Consider the following 23616-nt stretch of genomic DNA (forward strand, 5'->3'; position numbering starts at 1 on the left):
ACCGCCCCGCGCTGGTCCCCTCGATTTGGATCGCCTCCGCACGGTTCAGGTGGGATGGAGGAACTGTCCTGCGTCATCGATAGTCCTTGGTTCCTGGCGGCCGACCCTATGGGTGAGCAACTCGTTGAGGGCCACATCCAGCTCGAAGACGATCTTCTGCTCTATGGGAAGACGTCCGGGGTAGACCATCCACCGTCCGATGGCGACGAGCAGGCGACATCGCTCAGCCGAGGTGCTCTCAACCCTCATCTCGCTGACCGTCTTCCCGGTCTCGTCAATGACGTACGTGCGATCCGCAGGTAGTTCGTGCGCGGACTTCAGCGCCTTTTTCGCCCGCCGCAGGGACTGGAAGACCCGTTCCTCTTCCTCGTCCTCTAGGTCGTCCAGAAGAGCCGCTTGGACGGCCTCCAGATCTACCTCAGCGCGCGTGATGGCCTCTGCCTTGGTGCTGGTCGAGTCGGACCACCTTCCTGCCACGACCGAGCGGTCGCCGTAGAGGTCGAGGAAAGTCTGCTCGATGTACGAGTCGGCGGCAGAGACCTGGACCGAGGCGGCTGGCGTGCCCCGTTCATGCTTGGCTCGACCGCACTTGTAGCCGTTGTTGTTCGGCCTCGACGGACCACCGTTGCTCCGGTAGAGCCTGAAGCCACACTCCGAGCACGTGAGTGCGGGACCGTAGCCCTCCTGGCGGCTCCACGATCGCTTCTCCGGGCGCTTCATGTAGTCGCGGAGCTCGCTCCACTCGGCCATCGTGAGCAGGGCCGCTTCGGGGTCCACCTGGGGCACGCCGTGACTGTTCACCACCCCGTCCCCGCTCGGGGTCATGCCGGCGAGCCGGGCGTTGCGGAGCAGCACCGAGAAGCCCGCCTCCTTGATCGGGAGATCCTCGACAACCCTCGCCTGGGGCTCGCCGCCCATCACGCGACGGATCGCGTCTCGAAGGATCGCCGCGGGCGACTGCTCGCCTCGACCGGGAGCATCCCAGTCGGGCCGGATCACCAGGCCACGACCGTTCGGGTTGTCGACGGACTTGAAGCCGAAGGGGGCAGCGCCCACCGCGTGCCGACCCTCGTTGGCGAACGCGACCAGGGACTCCCGACGACGCTCTCCGGTGATGTTTGGTTCGAGCTCAGCGATGGCCGCGAGCACAACGAGGATGAACTTGCCGATCGGTCCCGACGTGTCGATGTTCTGCTCGATGGAGACGATCGAGGCTCCGGCTTCCTCGATGTGCTCCACGAGGTCGAGCAGGTCCCGCACGTTCCGGGCGGCTCGGTCGATCTTGGTGACGAGCACGCGGTCGCCCGGGCGCAGGTCGCCGAGCAAGCGCTTGCCTGCCGGTCGAGCGCCGAACGGGATTTTCGATCCACTGACACTCTCGTCGGTAGTGGACGACCTCCGAGCCAAAGCGGTCGATCCGAGTAGCCTGCTTTGTGATGGACCCCGACCGCTCGTTGTCGAGGGAGATCCGCTCCTATCCCCTGTCAGTCATGGACCGGATAGCACGGGAACGTCTTCACTCCGTGAACTTCCGCTACATGCCGGAGCTCTCGTGGCACCTCGGCTACCCGCTGTGCCTGGCCGTGATCGGCAGCCTCTGCCTCTACATCTATTGGCGCTTCAAGCGGTCGGGGTGGCTGTAGGGCGGGTGGGGGCTGGGCCTTGCTGGTGCGGTAGCTGCGGGTCTCGACCTGCTGGTGCGCGGCCTGCGGTCGCGCTGGGTGTGGCCACCGAGAGGGCCTCGACCGGCAGCGGGGCTGGGGGCGACCTCGGGTCTCGGGGTCTCGTCTGGGCCCGCCCTTGGACGCACGATTCTTCGTTTCTGCGTTCTCGGGCCAGGCTTCTGCGTTGGCGCGTCCTATCGGTGGATCTGCAACCGCAGGAGCGCTTCTGCGGTGGGGAATCCACCGATGGCGGGCGACGGGTGGGAAGGATTCTGCCTTCGTGTGGAACGGTCCACACCAAGGCAGAATCGTGCGTCACCCAGGCCCCGCCAGGGCCCGAGAACCCAGACCAGGTCGCGCCCAGCTGCCCGGTCGAGGCCCGCGCGGAGACGGCGCCCAGCGTGAGCCGAGACCGCGCACCAGAACGGCCCCCTGTCCCCCGACCTCAGTCGCCCTTCGGGTCCAGCGTCGGGCGGACGGAGATGGTCTCGAACTGCGCCTCGGGCGGGGCGTCGACGGCGACGCGCACCGCGGCGGCGATGGTGGCGGGCTGGATCATCCGTTCCGGGTGGCCGCCGTCGCCACGCTCCAGCACCTGTCGGCCCATCGCCGTGTCGACGATCCCCGGGTGCACGGACACGACGCGCACGCCGTGCTCGCGCTCCTCCTCGCGCAGGCAGTCGCCGAAGGTGCGCAGCGCGAACTTGCTGCCCGAGTACACCGCGTTGCCGGGCGTCGAGAACAGCCCGGCGCCGGAGTTCACGAGCACGACCGTCCCTCCCCCGTCGCGCAGCGTGGGCAGCAGCCGCGACGTCAGGTGGGCGACGCCGAAGACGTTGACCTCGAACACCGAGCGCCAGTCGTCGCGCGTCACGTCGCCGACCGTGCCGTTCACGGCCACGCCCGCCGCGTGCACGAGCACGTCGAGACCCTCCGGCAACGACGCCGCGTCGACCGCGTCGGCGTCCGCGACGTCGAGCGCCAGGACGCTGGAGCCCTCAAGACCCGACGCCACCGCGTCGAGCTCCTCGACGTCACGTCCGACGAGGACGACGTCGTGCGTACGGGCGAGGTCCTCGGCCACGGCGCGGCCGATCCCTCGGGTGGCTCCGGTGACGAGCGCGGTGGGACGGGTCATGTCCCGACCCTAGGACGACGCCGGGGAGGTCGCAGCCGCTAGACCGACGCCGAGACGCCGGCGCCGATGACGCCGAACGCCAGGAGCGCGAGCACCAGCGTGCCGAGCGCGATGCGGTAGACGACGAACGGTGCGTACGAGTGCTTGCTCACGTACTGCAGGAGCCAGTGGATGACGGCGAGGCCCACGACGAACGACACGACGGTGCCGATCAGCGTCGGGCCCCAGCCGTAGGCGTTCTCCCCGCCCGGCACGTCCTTGAGCTTGTACAGACCGGCCCCCACGACGGCGGGGATGGCCAGCAGGAACGCGAACCGGGTGGCCGCGGCCCGCTCGTAGCCCAGCAGCAGGCCCATGCTGATCGTCGCGCCCGAGCGCGAGACGCCCGGGACCACGGCGGCAGCCTGTGCGAGGCCCAGCGCCACCGCGTGGGTCCAGGTGAGCTGCTCGATCGGGCGGGTGCGCCGCCCGACGCGCTCCGCGACACCCAGCACGATGCCGAGGACGATCAGCATCGTCGCGATGACCCACAGGTTGCGGAACTGCCGGTCGATCAGGCTCTCCAGCGCGAGCCCGAGCAGCACGATCGGCATCGAGCCGATGATGACGAACCAGCCCATCCGCCACTCCGGGAGGGCGCGCGCGTCGGACGACACGAGACCGCGCAGCCAGCCGGTGCCGATCCGCCAGATGTCCTTCCAGAAGTACAGGACCACGGCCAGCTCGGTGCCGATCTGCACGACCGCCGTGTACGCCGCGCCCGGGTCGTCCCAGCCGAGGAAGCGGGGCACGATCGCCAGGTGCGCGCTGCTGGAGATGGGGAGGAACTCGGTCAGCCCCTGGACGAGGCCGAGCACGACAGATCGCAGGACATCCACGCTGCGAGCCTAGACCTCCGATGTGGACCAGCGGTCTAGGGTGCTGGCATGCAGGAGCGTCAGGTCGGTCACTCGGGGCTGCGGGTCTCGCGGCTCGGTCTCGGCACCATGACCTTCGGCTCCCAGGTCGACGAGGTCGAGGCCGAGGAGCAGCTCGACGCGTTCCTCGACGCCGGCGGCACGCTCATCGACACCGCTCCCGTCTACGGCGAGGGCCGGGCCGAGGCGTTGGTCGGCGACCTGGTCGCCAAGCGCGGGGTCCGCGACCAGGTCGTGCTCGCCGGCAAGGGCGTCGTCGGGTTCCGGCGGGGCCACGCGGTCACCGACGCCTCCCGCGGCCACCTGCTCGCCCAGCTCGACGCGTCGCTGCGCGCGCTGCGCACCGACCACCTCGACCTCTGGCAGCTCCACGCCTGGGACCCGCTGACGCCATGGGAGGAGACGTTGTCCGCCCTCGAGCACGCCGTGACGACCGGCCGTGTCCGCTACGTCGGGGTGTCCAACTTCGCCGGCTGGCAGGTGGGCCTGGCCGCGGCGACGGCAGCGCGCACGCTCGGACCTCTGCTCGTCGCCCACCAGGTCGAGTACTCGCTGCTCAACCGCACCGTCGAGGAGGAGCTCGTCCCTGCGGCCGAGCACCTCGGGCTCGGGCACCTCGCGTGGTCCCCGCTCGCGCGCGGCGTGCTGACCGGCAAGTACCGGACGGGCACGCCGGCCGACTCGCGGGCCGCGTCGAGCCAGTGGAGCGGCTTCGTCGCCCCGTACCTCAACCCCGACCTGGCACCCGTCGTCGACGCCGTCGTCCGGGCCGCGGAGGGCCTCGACGCCGCACCGGCCCACGTGGCGCTCGCCTGGGTCCGCGACCGGCCGACCGTGGCCTCCACGCTGGTCGGCGCGCGCACCACGGCGCAGCTGCGCACGGCCCTGGGCTCGGACGCGCTCGAGCTGCCGACGGAGATCATCGCGGCGCTGGACGACGTGTCCGCGCCCCACACCTGGGAGGACGAGAGGTGAGCATGCGACGAGGTGCCGTGGAGTACGAGTTCTGGGACTTCTCGATCCCGCGGACGCAGTCGCGCAACGCCGTCTGCCGGCTCCTGACCGACGCGGCGGAGTTCCAGGGCTGGGAGATCGACCGGCTCCGCAAGGACCGCTCCGGCCACCGCACTGTTCGGCTACGACGAAAGATCATCCGCGTCAGCGCGACGCTCTGAACGATCTTCCGCCGGGATCCCGGCCTCAGGCGAGGTCGAGGAACCGGTCGAAGACCCGCGCGCCGAACTCCAGGGCGTCGACCGGCACGCGCTCGTCGACGCCGTGGAACAGCGCCGTGAAGTCGAGGTCGCCGGGCAGGCGCAGCGGCGTGAAGCCGTAGGAGGTGATGCCGAGCTTGTCCCACGCCTTCGCGTCGGTGCCGCCGGACATCAGGTAGGGCGCGATGTGCGCGTCGGGGTCCTCGGCGTGCAGGGCCACCGTCATCGCGTCGACGAGGTCGCCGCGGAACGGGTACTCCAGCGCGCGGTCGACGATGTAGGGCTCCACGTCCACCCGGTCGCCGACGATCTCCTGCACGGCCGGCAGGAAGGAGTCGGTGTGTCCCGGCAGGTAGCGGCCGTCGACGTAGGCGATGGCCTCCCCCGGCACGACGTTGTGCTTGTAGCCGGCCTCGAGCATGGTCGCGTTGGTGGAGTTGCGCAGGCCGGCACCGAGCATGCGGATGGCCGGGCCGACGTGCTCGAGGAGCGTGTCGGGGTCCTGCGCGTCGTCGCCGGTGAGCTCGGCGATCTTGGCCAGCAGGAGCTGCATCGACGGTCCCGGCGTCGCCGGCCAGGCGTGCTCGCCGATGGCCGCGAGCGCCTGCGCCAGGTGGGTGATCGCGTTGTCGCTCTGCCGCATGGACCCGTGCCCGGCCGTGCCGCGCGCCCGCAGCCGCATCCAGCTGATGCCCTTCTCGCCGGACTCGATCAGGTACAGCCGCTGTCCCCCGACCTCGACGGAGAAGCCACCCACCTCGCCGATCGCCTCGGTGCAGCCCTCGAACAGGTCCGGACGGTGCTCGACGAGCCAGTGGGCGCCCTCGCGTCCGCCGGCCTCCTCGTCGGACGTGAACACGAGCGTGACGGGGCGCTCCGGCACGACGCCGGCCCGCTGACGGGCACGCACCACCGACAGCAGCATGGCGTCGAAGTCCTTCATGTCGACCGCGCCGCGGCCCCACAGGTAGCCGTCCTGGACCTCGCCGGCGAACGGGTCGACCGTCCAGTCGGCGGCCTGCGCCGGGACGACGTCGAGGTGGCCGTGCACGAGGAGACCGTCGCGGCTGGAGGTCTGGTCGCCCCAGCGCGCCACGACGCTCGCCCGACCCGGCGCGGCCTCGACGATCTCGGACTCGATGCCGACGTCGGCCAGCAGGGCCGCGACGTGCTCGGCCGCCTTGCGCTCGCCCGGTCCCTTGCCGTCGCCGTAGTTGGAGGTGTCGAGCCGGATCAGGTCACGGCAGATCTCCAGGGCCTCGGCCTCGGCGGTGTACGACTGCTCGCTGGTGCCCATGCGGGCAGTCTAGGTGCGCAGCAGGTGGTCGACCACGCGGCCGAACAGCCGCCGACCCGCAGCCTCCTCCAGGCGCGCCGCGAAGCGCGGGACGCCCACCGTGTGCGCGACCTCGCGCCACACCACGCGCGAGCCGTGCGGCGTGGGCTCCACGTGCACCTCGGCCCAGCCCTTCACGACCCGGCCGCGCTTCTCGATGCGGCACGAGCGTGGCGGGTCCCAGGCGACGACGTCCATCACGTCGTCGAACCCGAGCGGCCCCACGCCCGTGCGGGCCACGAACCCGGACTCCGTCCGACGGATCCGCGTGAGGGGCACGGCCTCGCCGTGACGCTCCCAGTCGGTGAGCCGCGCGAAGACCTCGGCGGGCTCCATCGGCACCTCGCGCACGACCTCGAAAGCTCCCACGGCACGATGGTAGGCACGATCGCCGGAAGGGGCACGATGGCCACGACCAACTTCAGCTCGGTGCAGGACGTCAAGGATCGCCTGGCGCAGCAGGGCTACCTCGCGTCCGACGCGATCGCCACGACCGTGTACCTGGCGTCGGTGCTCGGCAAGCCGCTGCTCGTCGAGGGGCCTGCGGGCACGGGCAAGACCGACCTCGCGCGTGCCGTCGCCGCCTCGCAGGACGCCGAGCTGGTGCGGCTCCAGTGCTACGAGGGCGTCGACGAGGCCCGGGCGCTGTACGAGTGGAACCACGCCAAGCAGCTGCTGCGCATCACCGCGGGACGCGACGAGTCGTGGGACGAGGCCCGCACCGACGTGTTCAGCGAGGAGTTCCTGCTCCCCCGCCCGCTCCTGACGGCGATCCGTCGGACGGAGCCCACCGTCCTGCTCGTCGACGAGACCGACAAGGCCGACGTCGAGATCGAGGGGCTGCTGCTGGAGGTGCTCGGCGACTTCCAGGTGACGGTGCCCGAGCTCGGCACGATCCGCGCCACCCGCCGCCCGTTCGTGGTGCTCACCTCGAACGCCACGCGCGAGCTGTCGGAGGCGCTGCGTCGGCGCTGCCTGTTCCTGCACGTCGACTTCCCGGACCCTGAGCTGGAGCGGCGCATCGTCGAGCTCAAGGCCCCGGGCCTCGACGACGCGGTGTCGGCCTCGCTGGTGCGCGTGGTCAACGCCCTGCGCGCGATGCCGCTGCGCAAGACGCCGTCGGTCTCGGAGACCATCGACTGGGCGCAGACGCTGCTCGCCCTCGGGGGCCGGCTCGACGACGACGCCGTGCAGCAGACGCTCGGCGTCGTGCTGAAGCACCACGAGGACATCGAGAAGGCGCGCGAGACGCTCGACGTCGGCGCCGCGCTCGAGGTCTGAGCGGCCGCGTGGACGACGTCAGCGGGACGGCAGCGGTCGGCGAGGACCTCGCCGGCCGGCTCGTCGCGTTCGCGACCGCCCTGCGCTCGAAGGGCATGCAGGTGGGCACCAGCGAGGTCGTCGACGCCGGACAGGTGGCGACGGTGCTCGGTCTCGAGGACCGGGCGCTCCTGCGCGAGGGCCTGGCATCCGCGCTGGTGCGCCGCGGTGGTCAGCGCGAGGTCTTCGACATGACCTTCGACCTGTTCTTCCCCACGGGCGTCGGCGCGTCGGCGAGCGTCGCCGAGCACGACGGGCCGCTCGACACCGAGGACCTGCGCGACCTGCTGGTCATGGCCCTGGCGGACGGCGACCTGCGCACGCTCGAGCAGCTCGCCGAGCTGGCCGTCGACGCGCTGGGCACGGTGGGAACGCCCGGGACGGGCAGCACGGGCTGGTCGGCGTTCCAGACCCTCGACAGGATGGCTCCGCAGACGGCGATCGCCCGCGCCCTCGCCCTGCGCGGCGCCGGCGGCGAGGGCGCGTCAGGCCAGGGCCAGGGTGGCTCGGGGCCAGGTCGAGGGCCCGGCGGTGCCCAGGGTCCTGCCGCGCAGTCCGGCGACGGGGACGTCGACGCCACGCCGTTCACCGACCGCCTGGAGCGTGACGAGGTCCGGCGGCTCGTGGAGGCGTTCCGCCAGATGGTGGCGTCCGAGGCTCGACGTCGGACCGCGGAGTCGCGCGGGCGCGACACGATCCTGCGGCACGCCGTGCGCAGCACGAGCGAGCACGTCGACTTCCTGAGCGCCAACCGTCAGCAGCTCGAGGAGCTGCGGGTGGCGGTCGGTCCGCTGTCGCGTCGGCTCGCGACCCGGCTGTCGGCCCGACGACGCGCGTCGCAGCGCGGACGGATCGACGTCCGCCGGACGATGCGCAAGGCGCTGTCGACCGGTGGCGTCCCGATCGTGCCCGTCCACGCCCGGCCGCACCCGGGACGACCGGAGCTGGTGCTGCTGTGCGACGTGTCGGGGTCGGTGGCGGGGTTCTCGGCGTTCACGATGCTGCTCGTCCGTGCGTTGAGCGACCAGTTCAGCAAGGTGCGCGTGTTCGCCTTCGTGAACGCCACTGCGGAGGTGACCGACATCGTCAAGGACGGGGGCGACCTGGCGGCGCGCATCGCGGCCGAGGCGCGCGTGACCTCCTGGCACGGCTCGAGCGACTACGGCGAGGCGTTCGCGGACTTCGCCGAGCACCACCTCGACGCCGTCGGTCCGCGGACGAGCGTGCTGGTGCTGGGCGACGCGCGGAACAACAACCAGCCCCTCGGCCTGCCCGCGCTCGCTGCGGTGGCGGACCGCGCGCGCCGCACGTTCTGGCTGAACCCCGAGCACCCGACCCGGTGGGGTCTCGGCGACTCCGTGGCACCCGAGTACGCCCAGGTCGTGCCCATGCACGCCTGCAGCACCATCGCCCAGCTCGAGGCCTTCGTCGGCCGTCTGCTCCCGACCTGAGCGGGTGTCCCGGGGCCTTCGCCCGCAGGTCCCGGACGGCCCCGGGACATTGTCCCGAAGATTCTCAATTTAAATCAGGACCAAAGTCCCGACCTGTGGTTGAGTTCGTCCCACGAGCAGCGTCGCGGACGGGAGACCGCGTGCTGCGCCAGGGAGAAGAACACCAAGGTGGCACGTCATGGGAGAACGCACCATCGCCCCCGGGGGGTGGGTGCCGCGCATCGGCATCCACCTCCTGTCGGGGGTGCTCGTGGTCGGCGCGATGGCCGCTCCGGCCTCCGCCGCGCTCGCTGGAGCCCCCGCGCGCTCGCTCGACCCGGGGCCGGCCACCGCGACGACCGCCTCGGCCACGACCTCCCCCACGACAGCGCAGGTCCTGCGCAACCACGACTTCGCCGCGGGCCGTGCGTCGTGGCACCCCGGCGACCGTGCCCGTCTCGCGGTCCAGCAGCGCTCGTCACGCCGTGCGCTCGTCGTCAAGAACCACTCACGCCGCACCCGTGACGTCGCGGCACAGAGCAGCTCCAGCCTGCTGGCCTTCCCCGCGGGTACCCGGGTCACGGTCACGGCGCCGATGGCCTCGGGCCTGCGCGGCGGCCGGCTGGCCCTGCGGGTCACCGAGCGACGCCCGTCGGGCGCGACCCGTATCGTCACCGGGCGCGCCGTGCCCGGCAGCTGGAGGTACCGCACCGTCTCCACCACCCTGACCATCGCGCACGAGGGCAGCCGGATCGCCGTACGCCCGGTGCACACCCGCACGCGCGGGCACGCGCGCTTCTTCGTCCGGCCGGTGCGCGTGCGCGCGGTGCTGCCGCCGGGCCGTGCCGGCGAGTGGGTGCCCAACAGCACCTGCCGCTCCGGCGCACTCGGCTGGACGACGTCGCCGAACGCCTTGCTCTCCGGCGTCGACGCGCCCGAGCGCGTCTGCCAGCTGCGCGCCAGCGGGAGCGGGAACCTCACGGCCACCTCGCGTCGGTCGGGCGACCGCCTGGAAGCCGGCTCGCTCGTGCACGTCGCGAGCCAGGTGTCGACGGTGGGCGGCGCGCGTCCCGTGCGCCTGACCCTGCAGGAGGTGGCGACCGACGGCAGCGTCGTCCAGTCGTTCAGCGGCTCCCGCGACGCCGTGACCGACTGGGCCTGGCTGGGCGCGCAGCTGCGCACCGAGCGCTCCGGCAGTCGCATCCGGGTCGTCTACCGCGGCGACGGCCTCGCGCGCGGCGCCGCCCTCCGGTTCCGCGGTGCGGACGTGACGGTGACGTCGCCGTCGACACCGGCCCCCCAGCCGACGCCGTCCGAGCCGACGCCCACGCAGCCGACCCCCACGGACCCGGGCCCGACGCCCGAGCCCACGACGCCCACGCCGACGGCGAGCCCGACCCCGACGCCTGAGCCCACGCCGCCGGGCAGCACCACCCGGACCTGCGACGACCTGAACTCGCCGCAGCGCCGCACGCTGAGCTTCGCCGACGAGTTCGACGGGACGGGCCTCGACACCACCAAGTGGCGGGTCCGCGACCGGACGCACCTCTCCTTCGACGCGGCGTACGTGACGAAGGACGCGGTCGACGTGTCCGACGGGACACTCACGATCGAGGGACGTCGCCGCTCGACGCCGGCGTCGGTCTCCAGCGGTGTCCGGGAGCGGTGGTACGACACGGGCTACCTCGACACCGTCGGGAAGTTCTCCCAGAAGTACGGACGCTGGGAGATGCGGGCCAAGCTGCCGACGTCGCGCGCGATGACCCGCGGCGTCTGGCCGGCCTTCTGGCTGCGCGGTGACCGCACCAACGGCGAGATCGACGTCATGGAGGCCTACGGCGGCGAGTCGACACAGCGCTGGAACCCTGCCGGCTCCTACACGACGACGCTGTGGGAGGACACCAACCTGGGCAAGCAGCGCGGCGAGTGGTACTCGTGGGCGCACCAGAACTGGGCGACGCGGACGCCCGGCGTGTACGAGGGCTTCCACACCTACGGCTTCAACTGGACGCCGGACTGCATGCAGTTCACCTACGACGACCAGGTGCTGTCGACGATCCCGATCGAGCAGGTGCCGTGGGCCCGCACGGCCTTCGACAGCCCGTTCAACATCCGGCTCAACATGCAGGTGGGCTCGTCCTACTGGGGCATGCCCGACCAGCAGCACACCAAGGACGCCTTCGACTACGTCGTCGACAGCGTCAGGGTGTACCGCGTGAATCCGTGAGGGCGCGCGACGGACGATCGGGGGGAGCGACAGGAGGACGGCCGGCGGAACGACCGCCGTGGCGGCGTCCTGGCGCATGGGACCTGCGGGTCTGGCACGTCTGCGGCGCGGTGGCGGTGTTCGTCGAGTCGGTGGTGCTGGCGGTGACGGCCGCGACGAGCACACCGCCCGGCAGCCCGACACCGGTGGCCCTGCTCGTCGCTCCCCCGCTCGCCGCGCTGGTGCTGATGGTCTGCCTCCGGTCCGGCTGCTGGCGGCGTCGATCCACGCTGCTGCTGTGGCCTGCGGCCGTGTGCGTGCTGTACGGCCTCGTCGGGGTCGACACGCCCGCCGCTGCGCGCCTGGTGCCGGGGCTGATCAGCATGGCGTTCGTGTTCGCGGGGCTCACGCAGCCGCCGTGGCGCTCGCTGTGGCTGCTGGTCCCGGCCGTGCCTGCGTTCGTCGTCGCGTGGGGCGGGCTGGAGGGACCTGTGCTGCAGCGGACCACGGCGACGGCCGTCATGTGGGTGATCGTCGCCGAGCTGCCCGCGCGCCTCATCACGCACCTGAACGAGCAGCGGGCGGAGCTGGAGCGCCTGGCGCGGACCGACCCGCTCACCGGCGTGCTCAACCGGCGCGACCTCGTGTGTCGCCTCGAGGCGTCGTCGGGGCGCTCCACCGTGTCCGTGATCGACGTCGACGGTTTCAAGCGGTTCAACGACACGCACGGCCACGTCGCCGGTGACGACCTCCTGCGCAGGCTGGGTGCGCTGCTGGCCTGCAGCGTCCACGGCTCCGGCGACGTCTTCCGCACGGGCGGTGACGAGTTCGTGCTGGTTCTCGACGAGGACGAGGCGTCGGCCCGGCGCCGGCTCGAGGAGCTGCGCCGGTGGTGGGCGGCCACCGAGCAGGTGACGCTCAGCATGGGCGTCGCACCCGGCGGCCCCGAGGGGCTACGGCACGCCGACCTCGACATGTATGGCGACAAGCGTCTGCGGCGGGCGGCCGAGCAGGTCACGGAGTCGCCGCCCCCGCCCCGACACTCCCCCGGCGGGTCCTCGCCCGACGCCTCCGAGGCCGAGGGCGCGTCCGGCTGACAGGGCTGCTCTTCGCCACCGCGGCGCTGGGCCCAGGATGGTGGCCATGACTCGTGTCGAGCGCTGGGAACGTCGCGCAGAGGTCCCGCTGCTGTTGCTGTCCCTGGCCTTCCTGGTCGCCTACGCCTGGCCGGTCCTGGACCCGCGCCTGGACCGGGGGTGGCGGGAGTTCTTCGAGACCGTGTCTTGGACGGTCTGGGCCGCGTTCGCCCTCGACTTCGTCGTGCGGCTGGGGCTCGCCGACGACCGGAGGGACTACGCGGTGCGTCACTGGTACGACGTCGCACTCATCGCGGTGCCGATGCTCCGCCCGCTGCGGCTGCTGCGCCTCGTGGCCCTGCTGCGGATCCTCGACCGGTCCGCCGCGGGGAGCCTGGCCGGCCGCACGCTGGTCTACGTGTCGGGGGCCGCCGTCGCGTCGGTCGGCCTCGCCTCGCTCGCCGTCCTCCAGGCCGAGCGCGACGCGCCCGACGCGACCATCACGTCCTTCGGCGACGCGCTCTGGTGGGCGTGCGTGACCGTCACGACCGTCGGCTACGGCGACTACTCCCCCGTCACGACGCAGGGTCGTGTCATCGCCGTCGTGCTCATGGTCGTCGGCATCGGCGTGGTCGGCTCGGTCACCGCGTCGGTGGCCACGGCGATGCTCGCCCGCGCGGAGCGGGAGCGCCGCACGTCAGGGTGATCGCGCGCAGAGACCCGCGCCCGGACGTGCGGGGTCGCACCGGCAGGCCACCAGGAACGACAAGAGGAGACCGGCCTCGCGGCCGGTCTCCTCAACGTGTCCGAGGGGGGACTTGAACCCCCATGCCCGTAACCGGGCACTAGCACCTCAAGCTAGCGCGTCTACCTATTCCGCCACCCGGACGTGGACCTCGTAGAGGTCCGTGGTGCAGTCAGGAACTGTACCAGGGGTGCTGCGCGACCCGCGCACCCCACCCCCTGCTCAGACGAGGTGGCTGAGGGTGTGGATCACGAGGCCGGCCAGGCCACCGACGACGGTCCCGTTGATGCGGATGAACTGCAGGTCGCGCCCGACGTGCAGCTCGACCTTGCGCGCGGTCTCCACGCCGTCCCAGCGGTCGACGGTGGCCGAGATGATCGTGGCCACCTCAGACCCGTAGTGCTCGACGAGGTAGGCGCCGGCGTCGGCGACGACCCGGTCGCCACGGGCCTGCAGCTCGGTGTCGTGCTGCAGCCGGTCGGCCAGCGCGTGCAGCTCCTGCAGCGCACGGCGGCGCAGCATGCCGTCCTCGTCCTGGAGGGTCTCGACCAGCGCGCGGCGCAGGGCGTCCCAGATCGCCACGCCCGTCGTCGTGACCTGGGGCTGGTTCAGCATGCGGCTCTTGAGCCGCTCGAAGCGCTCCTGCGTGGCCTCGTCGGACTGCAGGTCGTCGACGAGACGACCGAGCCAGCCGTCGAGCGCCCGGCGGGCGCGGTGCTCGGGCTGGTCACGGATCTCCTGCACCCAGGTGACCGCCTCGAGGTGCAGCCGCGAGCCGACCCGCTCGTCGACCCACTGCGGCGTCCACCAGGGGGCACGCTCCCCCACCAGCGCCATCACCTCGTCCTCGTTCTCGAGCAACCACGCGTGCAGCTCGTCGAGCACCAGGTCGACCATGCCGACGTGCGCCCGCTCGGCGAGCACGTCGCCGAGCAGCTTGCCGGCCACCGGCGCGAGCGGCTCCTCCACGAGCCGCGGCACGATGGCGTCGCGCACGAGGGCGGCGACGTCGTCGCGCTTGACGCGGGTGAGCGCGTGCGCGGTGATCTTGGACCCCTCACGCACGAGCCGCTCGGCGTGGTCGCCCTCGGCGAGCCAGACGCCCGCACGCCGCGTGAGCTCGGCGGAGTCGAGCCGCTCCTTCACGACCTCCGGGCGCAGGAAGTTCTCGGTCACGAACTCCTGCAGGCTGGCGCCGAGCGAGGCCTTGCGGCGCGGGATGATCGCGGTGTGCGGGATGGGTAGCCCGAGCGGGTGCCGGAACAGCGCCGTGACCGCGAACCAGTCGGCGATCGCGCCGACCATGGCGGCCTCGGCCGCGGCGTTGACGTAGCCCCACGCGCCGCCCTGCTCACGGGTCAGGAGGAACACGACGGCCGCGACGACGAGCAGCGACGTGGCCACGACGCGCATGCGGCGCAGGCCACGGCGACGGGCCTCGTCGGCGGCCGGGTCGGACGACAGGGCGGGGCCGGCAGCGGCGTTGCGCTCGGTCACGGAGGTGCTCACGGCCCGAGCGTAGGTGAGTCCGGGCGGCTCGGCTGCGCAGCGCCGACGTGACGTCCGCTGCGTAGACTCCGCGCATGAGCTTCAACGAGGACGCCCGCCTCGACACGAGCCAGGTCACCGGCGGTCGCGTGCGCGGCGGCGCCGTGGTCGGCGGCGGTCGCGTGCGCGGCGGCGCCGTGGTCGGCGGCGGCATCGGCGCCCTCGTCGTCACGCTCGTCGCCCTCTTTCTCGACATCGACCCGGGTGAGCTCACCGGGGGCCAGAACCCGTTCGACACGAGCCAGGTGCAGACCGCGGGCGAGGACTCCACCGTCGACCTCAGCCAGTGCCGCACCGGCGCCGACGCCAACCGCGACGACGTCTGCCGCGTCGTCGGCACCGTCAACAGCGTGCAGGACTACTGGACCGACGCCCTGCCCGCCGACGTCGGCCGCCAGTACCGCCCGGCCCGCACGGTCGTCTTCTCCGGCGCGACGCAGTCGGCCTGCGGCACCGCCTCGAGCAGCACGGGGCCGTTCTACTGCCCGTCGGACGAGCGCATCTACATCGACACCGGCTTCTTCGACCTGCTCTCGAGCCGCTACGGGGCCGACGGCGGCGCGCTCGCGCAGGAGTACGTCGTCGCCCACGAGTACGGGCACCACGTCCAGCAGATCCTCGGGATCCTCGGCCGCGCGCAGTCCGGCAGCGGCGCGACCGGTGGTGGCGTGCGCGTGGAGCTGATGGCCGACTGCCTCGCCGGTGTCTGGGCGCACCATGCCGCCACGACGCAGGACGCGAACGGGACCACGCTGCTGGAGCCCCTGACGCCGGCCGACGTCCGCTCGGCCCTCTCGGCCGCGGCCGCGGTGGGTGACGACCACATCCAGGCCTCGGCCGGGGCCACGGTCGACCCCGACACCTGGACGCACGGCTCGAGCGAGCAGCGCCAGCGCTGGTTCCTCACCGGCTACGACGGCGGCAGCGCCGACCAGTGCGACACGTTCGCCACGAACGACCTGTGAGCGTCCCTGCCACGGGCGCGGCGGCCCCGGACGGCCGTCGGCTGCGCCTGGAGGTCTGGCTCGTCCTCGGCGTGTCGCTCGGCCAGTCGGCCGTCTACGCCGCGCTCAGCCTGCTCGCCGCACTCACCCGCGGCCCGCTGCGCGACGCCACCGCGACCCTCAACGCCTCGCGCAGCGACCGCGAGTGGCTCGACGTCACCTACCAGCTGCTGGGCATCGGCTTCGCGCTCGTGCCCGTCGGCCTCGCGCTGTTCCTGCTGGCCGGCGACGGCCCCGGCGTCCTGCGCCGTCTCGGGCTCACCGGAGCGGGACGTCTGCGGACCGTCCTGGAGGGGGTCGGCCTCACCGCCCTCATCGGCCTGCCCGGCATCGGCGTCTACGTCGCCGGCCGGGCCCTCGGCGTCACGGCCGACGTGGTCACCGTGCCCCAGCAGGTCTACTGGTGGACGGCCCTGGTCCTCGTGCTCGCCGCGTTCCAGAACGGCGTGCTCGAGGAGGTCGTGATGATCGGCTACCTCTTCACCCGACTGCGTCAGATCGGGTGGAGCACCCCGACGATCATCGTCTCCAGCGCCCTGCTGCGGGGCAGCTACCACCTGTACCAGGGCTTCGGCCAGGCGCTCGGCAACGTGCTCATGGGGCTCGTGTTCGGCTACTGGTACCACCGCACCCGGCGGCTCGCGCCCCTCGTGGTGGCCCATACGCTGCTCGACGTGTTCGCGTTCGTCGGTGTCCTCGTCCTCGGCGACCGGCTGGGGCTGCGATGACGACGTCGACGATGAAGGTGGAGGTCGCGCCGGGGCTGCCCATCGCCGACCGCGCCGACGACATCGCGGCGGCGCTGCGCGACCACCAGGTCGTGGTCGTCGCCGGCGAGACCGGGTCGGGCAAGACCACCCAGCTGCCGAAGATCGCGCGTCTGCTCGGCCGCGAGCGCATCGTGCACACGCAGCCTCGACGCATCGCCGCCCGGTCGGTCGCGGCCCGCATCGCCGAGGAGTGCGAGGTCGAGCTCGGGCGGGAGGTCGGCTACGCCGTCCGCTTCGACGACCGCACGAGCGACAGCACCCAGATCCGGCTGGTCACCGACGGGCTGCTGCTCAGCGAGATCCACCACGACCGCGACCTGTCGCGCTACGACACGGTGATCGTCGACGAGGCCCACGAGCGCAGCCTCGCCATCGACTTCCTGCTGGGGTACCTCAAGCAGCTCCTCCCCCGCCGACCCGACCTCAAGGTCGTGGTCACGTCGGCGACGATCGACGTCGAGCGCTTCTCGGAGATGTTCGACGGTGCGCCGGTCATCGAGGTGAGCGGGCGTACCTACCCGGTCGAGGTGCGCTACCGGCCGCTGACCGACCCGGACGACGGGATGCTCGACGGCATCGAGTCCGCCATCCGTGAGCTGCCACGCGAGGGCGACGTGCTCGTCTTCCTGTCCGGCGAGCGGGAGATCCGTGACGCCGCCGCCCACCTCGAGGGCCTGCGCTGGCGCCAGACGGAGGTCCTGCCGCTCTACGGCCGGCTCGCCGCGCAGGACCAGGCGAAGATCTTCGCATCGCACCCGGGACGGCGCATCGTACTGGCCACGAACGTCGCCGAGACGTCGCTGACCGTCCCCGGCATCCGGTACGTCGTCGACACCGGCTACGCCCGCATCTCGCGCTACAGCCAGCGGCTCAAGGTCCAGCGGCTGCCGATCGAGCCTGTCTCCCGCGCGAGCGCCGCCCAGCGCGCGGGGCGCTGCGGCCGCGTGGCCGACGGCATCTGCATCCGGCTCTACGCCGAGGAGGACCACGACGGTCGCCCCGAGTTCACCGACCCGGAGATCCTGCGCACGAACCTCGCGTCGGTGCTGCTGCAGATGGCGTCGCTCGACCTCGGCGACGTCGAGGACTTCCCGTTCCTCGACGCACCCGACCGCCGCGCCGTGGGCGACGGCCGGGCGCTGCTGACCGAGCTCGGGGCGCTGCAGGAGGGCCGCGACCGCCGACCCCGGCTCACGCGGCTGGGTCGCACGATGTCGCGCCTGCCGGTCGACCCGCGCATGGCCCGCATGCTCCTCGCCGCGGACCGTCAGGGGTGCCTGGCCGACGTGCTCGTCATCGTCGCCGGCCTCTCGATCCAGGACCCGCGGGAGCGGCCGGCCGAGCAGCAGGCCCGCGCCGACCAGCTGCACGCGCGGTTCCGCAGCCCCGACTCGGACTTCCTGTCCTGGCTCGTGCTCTGGCAGTACGTGCAGGAGAAGCGCGACGAGCTGAGCAGCAGCGCCTTCCGCCGGCTCTGCCGCGACGAGATGCTGCACTGGCTGCGCATCCGTGAGTGGCAGGACGTGCACGCGCAGCTGCGGCGCACCGTGCGCGACCTCGGCATGAAGCCGGGCAAGATCGGGGCCGACCCGGCCGACGTGCACCGGGCGCTGCTCAGCGGGCTGCTGTCGCACGTGGGCGTCCGGCAGGCCGACTCCAAGGAGTTCCTCGGCGCGCGCGGTGCGCGCTTCATGGTGTTCCCCGGGTCGGCGCTGGCGCGCAAGCCGCCACTGTGGGTCGTGGCCGGCGAGCTCGTCGAGACCGGCCGGCTGTGGGGGCGCACCGTCGCGAAGGTCGAGCCCGAGTGGGTCGAGCAGGCCGCCGCGCACCTGGTGAAGCGTCAGTACGCCGAGCCGCACTGGTCGGCGCGGCGCGGGGCGGCCATGGCGAAGGAGCGGGTGACGCTCTACGGCGTGCCCCTGGTGGTCGACCGGCTCGTGCCGCTCGGCCGGCACGACCCCGCCCTCGCGCGGGAGCTGTTCGTCCGGCACGCTCTCGTGCAGGGCGAGTGGCGCACGCGCCACGCCTTCGTGCAGCGCAACGCCCAGCGGATCCGCGAGGCGGAGGCCGTCGAGGACCGCGTCCGACGCCGGGGCCTGCGGGTCGACGACGAGACGCTGTTCGCGTTCTACGACGCACGGGTGCCCGCCGACGTCGTCTCGGTGCGTCACTTCGACAGCTGGTGGAAGAAGGCGTCGCGCGAGACGCCCGACCTGCTCGACCTCGACCCGGCGATGCTGCTGGCCGACGTCGGCGACCTCGAGCACGACTACCCGACGACCTGGACGTCGGAGTCGGCCGAGTACCGCGTGACGTACACGTTCGAGCCCGGCACCGAGAGCGACGGCGTCGTCGTCGACGTGCCGGTCGACGACCTGCTCTCCCTCGACCCCGCGGAGTTCCTGTGGAACGTGCCGGGGCACCGCGACGAGCTGGTGGTGGCGCTGGTCCGCTCGCTGCCGAAGCGGCTGCGTCGCGAGCTGGTGCCCGTGCCCGACCACGCGGCGGCGCTCGTCGAGCAGCTCGACCCCGCGGCCGGTCCGCTGCTCGAGCAGCTGGTGCGCGGCATCCGGCAGCGCACCGGCACGCTCGTCTCCCCCGACGACTTCGACCTCTCGGCCGTCCCCGACCACCTGAAGGTGACCTTCCGCGTGGTCGACGACGGCGCCGAGCTGGCCCGGGGTCGCGACCTCGACGCGCTGCGCACCGAGCTGGGGGACGTCGTCCGCCGCGACCTCGAGGTGGTCGCCGCGGAGTCGGCCCGGACCGGGATCACGACGTGGGACGTCGGCACGCTCGAGCGGGCCGTGCCGGCCGGGCAGGTCGTGGGGTACCCGGCGCTCGTCGACGAGGGGACGTCGGTGGCGCTGCGCGTGCTCGACACCCCCGAGGAGCAGCAGGTCGCGATGGTGCGCGGCCAGGGTCGGCTGCTCGCCCTCTCGACCCCGACCACGACGCCCTCGCTCGGCCGCACGCTCGACCTGCGGCAGAAGCTGCTGCTGGCCTCCTCGCCCTACGGCGACGCGGCGGCCGTGCTCGACGACGCTCGGCTCGCCGCCCTCGACCACCTGGTGGCCCGCCACGGGGGCCCGGTGTGGGACGAGGCTGCCTTCCAGACCCTGCGCGAACGGGTGAGGGCCGACGTCCACGACGTCACCGCGGGTGTGCTGCGCGACGTCCTGCGGTCGCTGGAGAAGCTCGGCCAGGCCCAGCCGCAGGGCACGGGCGAGCCGGCGGAGGACGTCCGCGTGCAGCTGAGCTGGCTCGTGGCACCGGGCTTCGTCCGCGACCTGGGCGTCGAGCAGCTGCGACGCCTGCCGGTCTACCTCGAGGCCGCGCGTCGACGGCTCGCCACGCCGCTCACCGAGCAGCTGGTGCGCGTGCACGAGCTCGAGGCGGAGTTCCACGAGCGCACCGGTGGCCTGAGCCCGCTGCGTCGCGCCGCGGCCGACGTGCAGGAGGTCCGCTGGGCCTTGGAGGAGCTCCGGGTGAGCGTGGTCGCCCAGAACCTCGGGACGGCTCGACCGGTGTCGGTCAAGCGGCTGCGCCGTCTGCTCGACGACCTGCGCGTGTGAGGCGCGAGCACGACGACGCCCCCGGACCGAGGGTCCGGGGGCGTCGTGGTTCGTGGGGGTCGGATCAGCCGACGCCCAGCAGGTCGATGATGAAGACGAGGGTCTTGCCCGACAGGCGGTGTCCGCCGCCGGCGGGTCCGTAGGCCAGCTCGGGCGGGCACACCAGCTGACGACGTCCGCCGACCTTCATGCCGGGGATGCCCTGCTGCCAGGCGCCGATGAGCTGCGGGAGCGGGAAGCGCGCGGACTGGCCGCGGTCCCAGGAGGCGTCGAACTGCTCGCCGGTGTCGAACTCGACGCCCACGTAGTGCACGTCGACGACGCCGCCGGGCACGGCCTCGGGGCCGTCGCCGACGATGATGTCCTTGATCTGCAGCTCGGTGGGCGCGGGGCCCTCGATGAAGTCCACTTCAGGCTTGGAGGTCATGCCTCGATCCTTCCACACCTGCTCCGTCGGGGCTGCGGCCCGCGTCGGACGCAAGCATCTGCGTTCTCGCGGGACCGGCGGTGGATTCGCGCGAACGAGACAAGGCTTCTGCGTTCACGACGGGATCCCGTAGCCAACGCAGAAGCCTTGGGATCTCAGCGCACGAACGCAGATTCTTGCGTCCCACCCGCGCCGCAGCCCGAGAACCCGAGCCGCCGCGCCCGCCAGCCGCCCGGTCGAGGCCCTTTCGGGGACCACACCCAGCGCGAGCCGCGGCAGCGCACCAGCAAGGTCACGACCGCCCAGACCGACGCACCCGAAGGACGCACGACGCACGACGGCCAGCGGCACGCCCACGCCCGCACTGGTAGGAAGGACGTATGCGTGCGACCGTCCTCCACAGCCCTGGCGACATCCGTCTCGACACCGTGCCCGACGCGGTCGTGCAGGACGACACCGACGCGGTGGTCCGCGTCGTGGCTGCCTGCGTGTGTGGCAGCGACCTCTGGCCCTACCGCGGTGCGAACGGCGACCAGCCGGAGCCGCGTCGTATCGGGCACGAGTTCGTCGGCGTGGTCGAGCAGGTGGGCTCGGCGGTGGCCGACGTGGCCGTGGGCGAGTTCGTCATCGCCCCGTTCCTGTACAGCGACAACACCTGCGCGGTCTGCCGCAAGGGTGTGCAGACCTCGTGCGTCAACGGCGGCGGCTACGACGGCGCCCAGGCCGAGCTCGTCCGCGTGCCGTTCGCCGACGGCACCCTGGTGCGCGTGCCCCAGCCGGTCGACGACGCGCTCGTCCCCCACCTGCTGACGCTGAGCGACGTGTTCCCGACCGGTCACCACGCCGCCGTCTCCGCCCGCGTGGGTCCGGGCTCCACCGTGGCGGTCGTCGGCGACGGTGCCGTCGGCCTCAGCGCGGTGCTCGCCGCGAAGCGTCTCGGCGCGGAGACGGTCGTGGCGATGTCGCGCCACGAGCCCCGCCAGGAGCTGGCGCGGCGCTTCGGCGCCGACCACGTCGTCGCGACCCGGGGCAAGGAGGGTGCCGCGGAGGTCAAGGAGATCCTCGGCGGGATCGGCGCCGACAGCGTCCTGGAGTGCGTGGGCACCAAGGAGTCGATGAAGCAGGCGTTCCAGAGCCTGCGTCCCGGAGGCACCGTCGGCTACGTCGGCGTCCCCCACGGCGTGGAGCTCAACGTGCCGGTCATGTTCGGCACGAACTCCGGCCTCGCCGGCGGTGTCGCGCCGGTGCGCCACTACCTCGACGAGCTCCTGCCCGACGTCGTCTCGGGCGCGATCACCCCGGGGGACGTGTTCGACCTGCAGCTCGGTCTCGACGACGTCGCCGAGGCCTACCGCGCCATGGACGAGCGGCGCGCTGTCAAGGTGCTGCTGCGCCCCTGAGGCCTGCGGCTCGCCCGGCGCTCACCCAGTGCCGAAGGCGTCGTGCTCACTCAGTGCCGAAGGCGTCGTTCAGTCGCGCCAGCAGCTGCGCGAACGTGCGCAGCTCGGTGGGCTCCCAGTCCTCGATCACGCGGGCGAGGGCGGCGTGGGAGTCCTCGCGGTAGGCGTCGACACGACGCACGGCCTCGGCGCTGGCCCGCAGCACGTGCGCGCGACCGTCCTCCGGGTGCGGGGTCCGGTCGACGAGCCCGGCGTCCTCCAGCATGCGGACCGCACGGCTGACGGTCGACTTGTGGACGTGCAGGGAGTCGGCGAGGTCCGACGCGCGCACGCCACCGCTCGACGTCGTCGCGTCGACGATGGCCAGAAGCAGCACGAACGTGCTGTAGTCGAGGTCGTCGTGGATGGTCGCGAGGTTGCGCAACGACCGAGCCCTGACCTGGCGGACGAGCCGCGTCAGCTGGTAGTCGACGTCGAAGTCCGGCGGCAGCTGCCCAGTCATGTCGACATCCTAGGGGTACGCCCCACACCGCACCGACGACGCGCGCAGGCCCCGCCACCCTGGGGGTGACGGGGCCTGCACGGTGCTGCGGTCGGGGGCGTCGGTCCTCAGCGCAGCTGCGCCGACGACAGGTTCAGCAGGCGACGCGCGACGATCAGCTGCTGGATCTGCTGGGTGCCCTCGAAGATGTCGAGGATCTTGGAGTCGCGCGACCACTTCTCGAGCAGCTCGCCCTCGCTGTAGCCGAGGCTGCCGGCCAGCTCGACGCACCGCAGGGTGATGTCGTTGCCGGCGCGGCCGGCCTTGGCCTTCGACATCGACGCCTCCATGGAGTTGGGCTTGCGGTTGTCCGCCAGCCACGCCGCCTCGAGGGTCAGCAGCAGCGCTGCCTCGTAGTCGGCCTCCATCTGCAGGTAGGTCGCCGCCGCGTACGACTGCGACGTCGCGGGACGGTCGTAGTCGATGACGACGCCGGCGTCCTCGAGCAGCTCACGCGTGAGCTCGAGCGCCGCGCGGGCGCAGCCCACGGCCATGCCGGCCACGAGCGGGCGGGTGTTGTCGAAGGTCGCCATGGCGCCGGCGAAGCCCTGCTTGGTGTCGATCTCCTCGTTGCCGAGGATGTTCTCCGCCGGCACGCGGCAGTTGTCGAGCACGATCACGGCCGTGTCGGAGGCGCGGATGCCGAGCTTGTGCTCGAGCCGCTCGACCCGGATGCCCGGCAGCGACTTCGGCACCACGAAGCTCTTGATGGCCGCACGGCCGAGCTTCGGGTCGAGCGTCGCCCAGACCACGACGGAGTCGGCACGCTCGCCGGACGTCACGTAGATCTTCTCGCCGTTGAGCACGTACTCGTCGCCGTCCTTGATGGCGGTCGTGCGGATGGCAGCGGAGTCGGAGCCGCAGCCGGGCTCGGTGATCGCCATGGCGGCCCACGTGCCCTTGAACTTCTCCAGCTGCTCGTCGGTGGCCACCGACGCGATGGCGGAGTTGCCCAGGCCCTGGCGCGGCATCGAGAGCAGCAGGCCGACGTCGCCCCAGCACATCTCGATGATCGAGAGCACGGAGGAGAGGTTGGTGCCGTTCTTGACCTTGCCCTTGTCCTTCTCCGAGGCGTCCTCGCTGCGGCGGACGCCGGCGGCACCGGCGCCCTGTCCGGCGCCGGAGTCGCCCATGCCGTCGATCAGCGAGGCGAGGAGGTCGAGCTCCTTGGGGTAGGCGTGCTCGGCGAGGTCGTACTTGCGGGAGTTCGCGCGCAGGAAGTTGTCAGCGACCTCGTGGGCCTGCTGGATGAACCCGCGGAACTTCTTGGGGGTGTCGAGGTTGATCGTCATCTTCGTGTCCGTC

21 protein-coding genes and 1 tRNA gene are annotated in these 23616 nt (G+C 72.3%); 12 read left to right on the forward strand and 10 right to left on the reverse strand.

Translation table 11 applies throughout. From position 1 onward, the window contains the following. Positions 1-45 precede the first annotated feature (45 nt). On the reverse strand, positions 46-1407 hold the full coding sequence (locus Aeryth_RS09065; protein WP_158509200.1) for a recombinase family protein: 1362 nt from the start codon (positions 1405-1407) through the stop codon (positions 46-48). 83 nt (positions 1408-1490) lie between these two features. On the opposite strand from Aeryth_RS09065, the gene Aeryth_RS17940 reads away from it, so the two are divergent. Further along, the gene (locus tag Aeryth_RS17940; protein ID WP_158509201.1) at positions 1491-1643 is read left to right on the forward strand and encodes a CorA family divalent cation transporter; all 153 of its coding nucleotides are present in this window, start codon (positions 1491-1493) and stop codon (positions 1641-1643) included. A gap of 466 nt (positions 1644-2109) precedes the next feature. Here the strand turns inward: Aeryth_RS17940 and Aeryth_RS09075 are convergent, their stop codons facing one another. Both Aeryth_RS09075 and Aeryth_RS09080 read right to left on the reverse strand, forming a co-directional pair. Further along, entirely contained in the window at positions 2110-2802 is a 693-nt protein-coding gene (locus Aeryth_RS09075; protein ID WP_067857519.1) for an SDR family oxidoreductase, read from the reverse strand. 38 nt (positions 2803-2840) lie between these two features. Beyond that, complete coding sequence (locus Aeryth_RS09080) at positions 2841-3680, reverse strand: undecaprenyl-diphosphate phosphatase (protein WP_067857522.1); 840 nt, start codon at positions 3678-3680, stop codon at positions 2841-2843. Between the two features lie 48 nt (positions 3681-3728). On the opposite strand from Aeryth_RS09080, the gene Aeryth_RS09085 reads away from it, so the two are divergent. Next, the gene (locus Aeryth_RS09085; protein ID WP_067857525.1) at positions 3729-4694 is read left to right on the forward strand and encodes an aldo/keto reductase; all 966 of its coding nucleotides are present in this window, start codon (positions 3729-3731) and stop codon (positions 4692-4694) included. A 2-nt stretch (positions 4695-4696) separates the two neighbouring features. Beyond that, on the forward strand, positions 4697-4894 hold the full coding sequence (locus tag Aeryth_RS09090; RefSeq protein WP_067857528.1) for a DUF5703 family protein: 198 nt from the start codon (positions 4697-4699) through the stop codon (positions 4892-4894). A gap of 25 nt (positions 4895-4919) precedes the next feature. On the opposite strand, the gene Aeryth_RS09095 is transcribed toward Aeryth_RS09090, so the two are convergent. Together Aeryth_RS09095 and Aeryth_RS09100 are read right to left on the reverse strand one after the other, a co-directional pair. Beyond that, positions 4920-6230, reverse strand: a complete 1311-nt coding sequence (locus Aeryth_RS09095; protein ID WP_067857530.1) for a M20/M25/M40 family metallo-hydrolase — start codon at positions 6228-6230, stop codon at positions 4920-4922. A gap of 9 nt (positions 6231-6239) precedes the next feature. Then, on the reverse strand, positions 6240-6638 hold the full coding sequence (locus tag Aeryth_RS09100) for an SRPBCC family protein (RefSeq protein WP_144433738.1): 399 nt from the start codon (positions 6636-6638) through the stop codon (positions 6240-6242). Between the two features lie 36 nt (positions 6639-6674). Between Aeryth_RS09100 and Aeryth_RS09105 the strand changes: the two genes are divergently transcribed. From Aeryth_RS09105 to Aeryth_RS09125, 5 genes are all read left to right on the forward strand, one after another. Further along, on the forward strand, positions 6675-7550 hold the full coding sequence (locus tag Aeryth_RS09105; RefSeq protein ID WP_067857533.1) for an AAA family ATPase: 876 nt from the start codon (positions 6675-6677) through the stop codon (positions 7548-7550). 8 nt (positions 7551-7558) lie between these two features. Further along, complete coding sequence (locus Aeryth_RS09110; RefSeq protein ID WP_067857536.1) at positions 7559-9040, forward strand: vWA domain-containing protein; 1482 nt, start codon at positions 7559-7561, stop codon at positions 9038-9040. 178 nt (positions 9041-9218) lie between these two features. Continuing rightward, the gene (locus Aeryth_RS09115; RefSeq protein WP_067857538.1) at positions 9219-11246 is read left to right on the forward strand and encodes a glycoside hydrolase family 16 protein; all 2028 of its coding nucleotides are present in this window, start codon (positions 9219-9221) and stop codon (positions 11244-11246) included. Between the two features lie 110 nt (positions 11247-11356). Continuing rightward, positions 11357-12322 carry a GGDEF domain-containing protein gene (locus tag Aeryth_RS09120; protein ID WP_067857541.1) on the forward strand — a complete coding sequence of 322 codons (966 nt, stop codon included), beginning with the start codon at positions 11357-11359 and terminating at the stop codon, positions 12320-12322. A 46-nt stretch (positions 12323-12368) separates the two neighbouring features. Then, entirely contained in the window at positions 12369-13007 is a 639-nt protein-coding gene (locus Aeryth_RS09125; protein ID WP_067857544.1) for a potassium channel family protein, read from the forward strand. 97 nt (positions 13008-13104) lie between these two features. Here Aeryth_RS09125 and Aeryth_RS09130 read toward each other — a convergent pair. Both Aeryth_RS09130 and Aeryth_RS09135 read right to left on the reverse strand, forming a co-directional pair. Next, positions 13105-13190, reverse strand: a tRNA-Leu gene (locus tag Aeryth_RS09130). Positions 13191-13268: 78 nt separating this feature from the next. After that, positions 13269-14555: a DUF445 domain-containing protein gene (locus Aeryth_RS09135; RefSeq protein WP_236749701.1), complete on the reverse strand. Its 1287-nt coding sequence runs from the start codon at positions 14553-14555 to the stop codon at positions 13269-13271. A gap of 74 nt (positions 14556-14629) precedes the next feature. Here Aeryth_RS09135 and ypfJ point away from each other — a divergent pair, with 74 nt between their 5' ends. Genes ypfJ through hrpA form a run of 3 tightly spaced genes read left to right on the forward strand, consistent with a single transcriptional unit; the run spans position 14630 to position 19943 of the window. Beyond that, the gene (ypfJ, locus tag Aeryth_RS09140) at positions 14630-15559 is read left to right on the forward strand and encodes a KPN_02809 family neutral zinc metallopeptidase (protein ID WP_067857547.1); all 930 of its coding nucleotides are present in this window, start codon (positions 14630-14632) and stop codon (positions 15557-15559) included. Then, complete coding sequence (locus Aeryth_RS09145) at positions 15556-16326, forward strand: CPBP family intramembrane glutamic endopeptidase (protein ID WP_067857550.1); 771 nt, start codon at positions 15556-15558, stop codon at positions 16324-16326. The genes ypfJ and Aeryth_RS09145 overlap by 4 nt, the downstream gene beginning before the upstream one ends. Continuing rightward, positions 16323-19943, forward strand: coding sequence for an ATP-dependent RNA helicase HrpA (gene hrpA, locus Aeryth_RS09150; protein WP_236749702.1), 3621 nt, complete (start codon positions 16323-16325; stop codon positions 19941-19943). Before Aeryth_RS09145 ends, hrpA begins: the two co-directional genes overlap by 4 nt. A 64-nt stretch (positions 19944-20007) precedes the next feature. Here hrpA and Aeryth_RS09155 read toward each other — a convergent pair whose 3' ends face one another. Beyond that, the gene (locus Aeryth_RS09155) at positions 20008-20370 is read right to left on the reverse strand and encodes an FKBP-type peptidyl-prolyl cis-trans isomerase (RefSeq protein WP_067857553.1); all 363 of its coding nucleotides are present in this window, start codon (positions 20368-20370) and stop codon (positions 20008-20010) included. 380 nt (positions 20371-20750) lie between these two features. Between Aeryth_RS09155 and Aeryth_RS09160 the strand changes: the two genes are divergently transcribed. Beyond that, on the forward strand, positions 20751-21770 hold the full coding sequence (locus tag Aeryth_RS09160; protein WP_067857556.1) for a zinc-dependent alcohol dehydrogenase family protein: 1020 nt from the start codon (positions 20751-20753) through the stop codon (positions 21768-21770). 46 nt (positions 21771-21816) lie between these two features. Here the strand turns inward: Aeryth_RS09160 and Aeryth_RS09165 are convergent, their stop codons facing one another. Next, positions 21817-22272 carry a MarR family winged helix-turn-helix transcriptional regulator gene (locus tag Aeryth_RS09165; RefSeq protein ID WP_067857559.1) on the reverse strand — a complete coding sequence of 152 codons (456 nt, stop codon included), beginning with the start codon at positions 22270-22272 and terminating at the stop codon, positions 21817-21819. 107 nt (positions 22273-22379) lie between these two features. Next, positions 22380-23603 (reverse strand): acyl-CoA dehydrogenase family protein, encoded by a 1224-nt coding sequence (locus Aeryth_RS09170; RefSeq protein WP_067857562.1) that lies wholly within the window; start codon positions 23601-23603, stop codon positions 22380-22382. Positions 23604-23616: the final 13 nt, after the last annotated feature.

Origin of the sequence: Aeromicrobium erythreum, from assembly GCF_001509405.1 — a bacterium.
Classification (GTDB): domain Bacteria; phylum Actinomycetota; class Actinomycetes; order Propionibacteriales; family Nocardioidaceae; genus Aeromicrobium; species Aeromicrobium erythreum.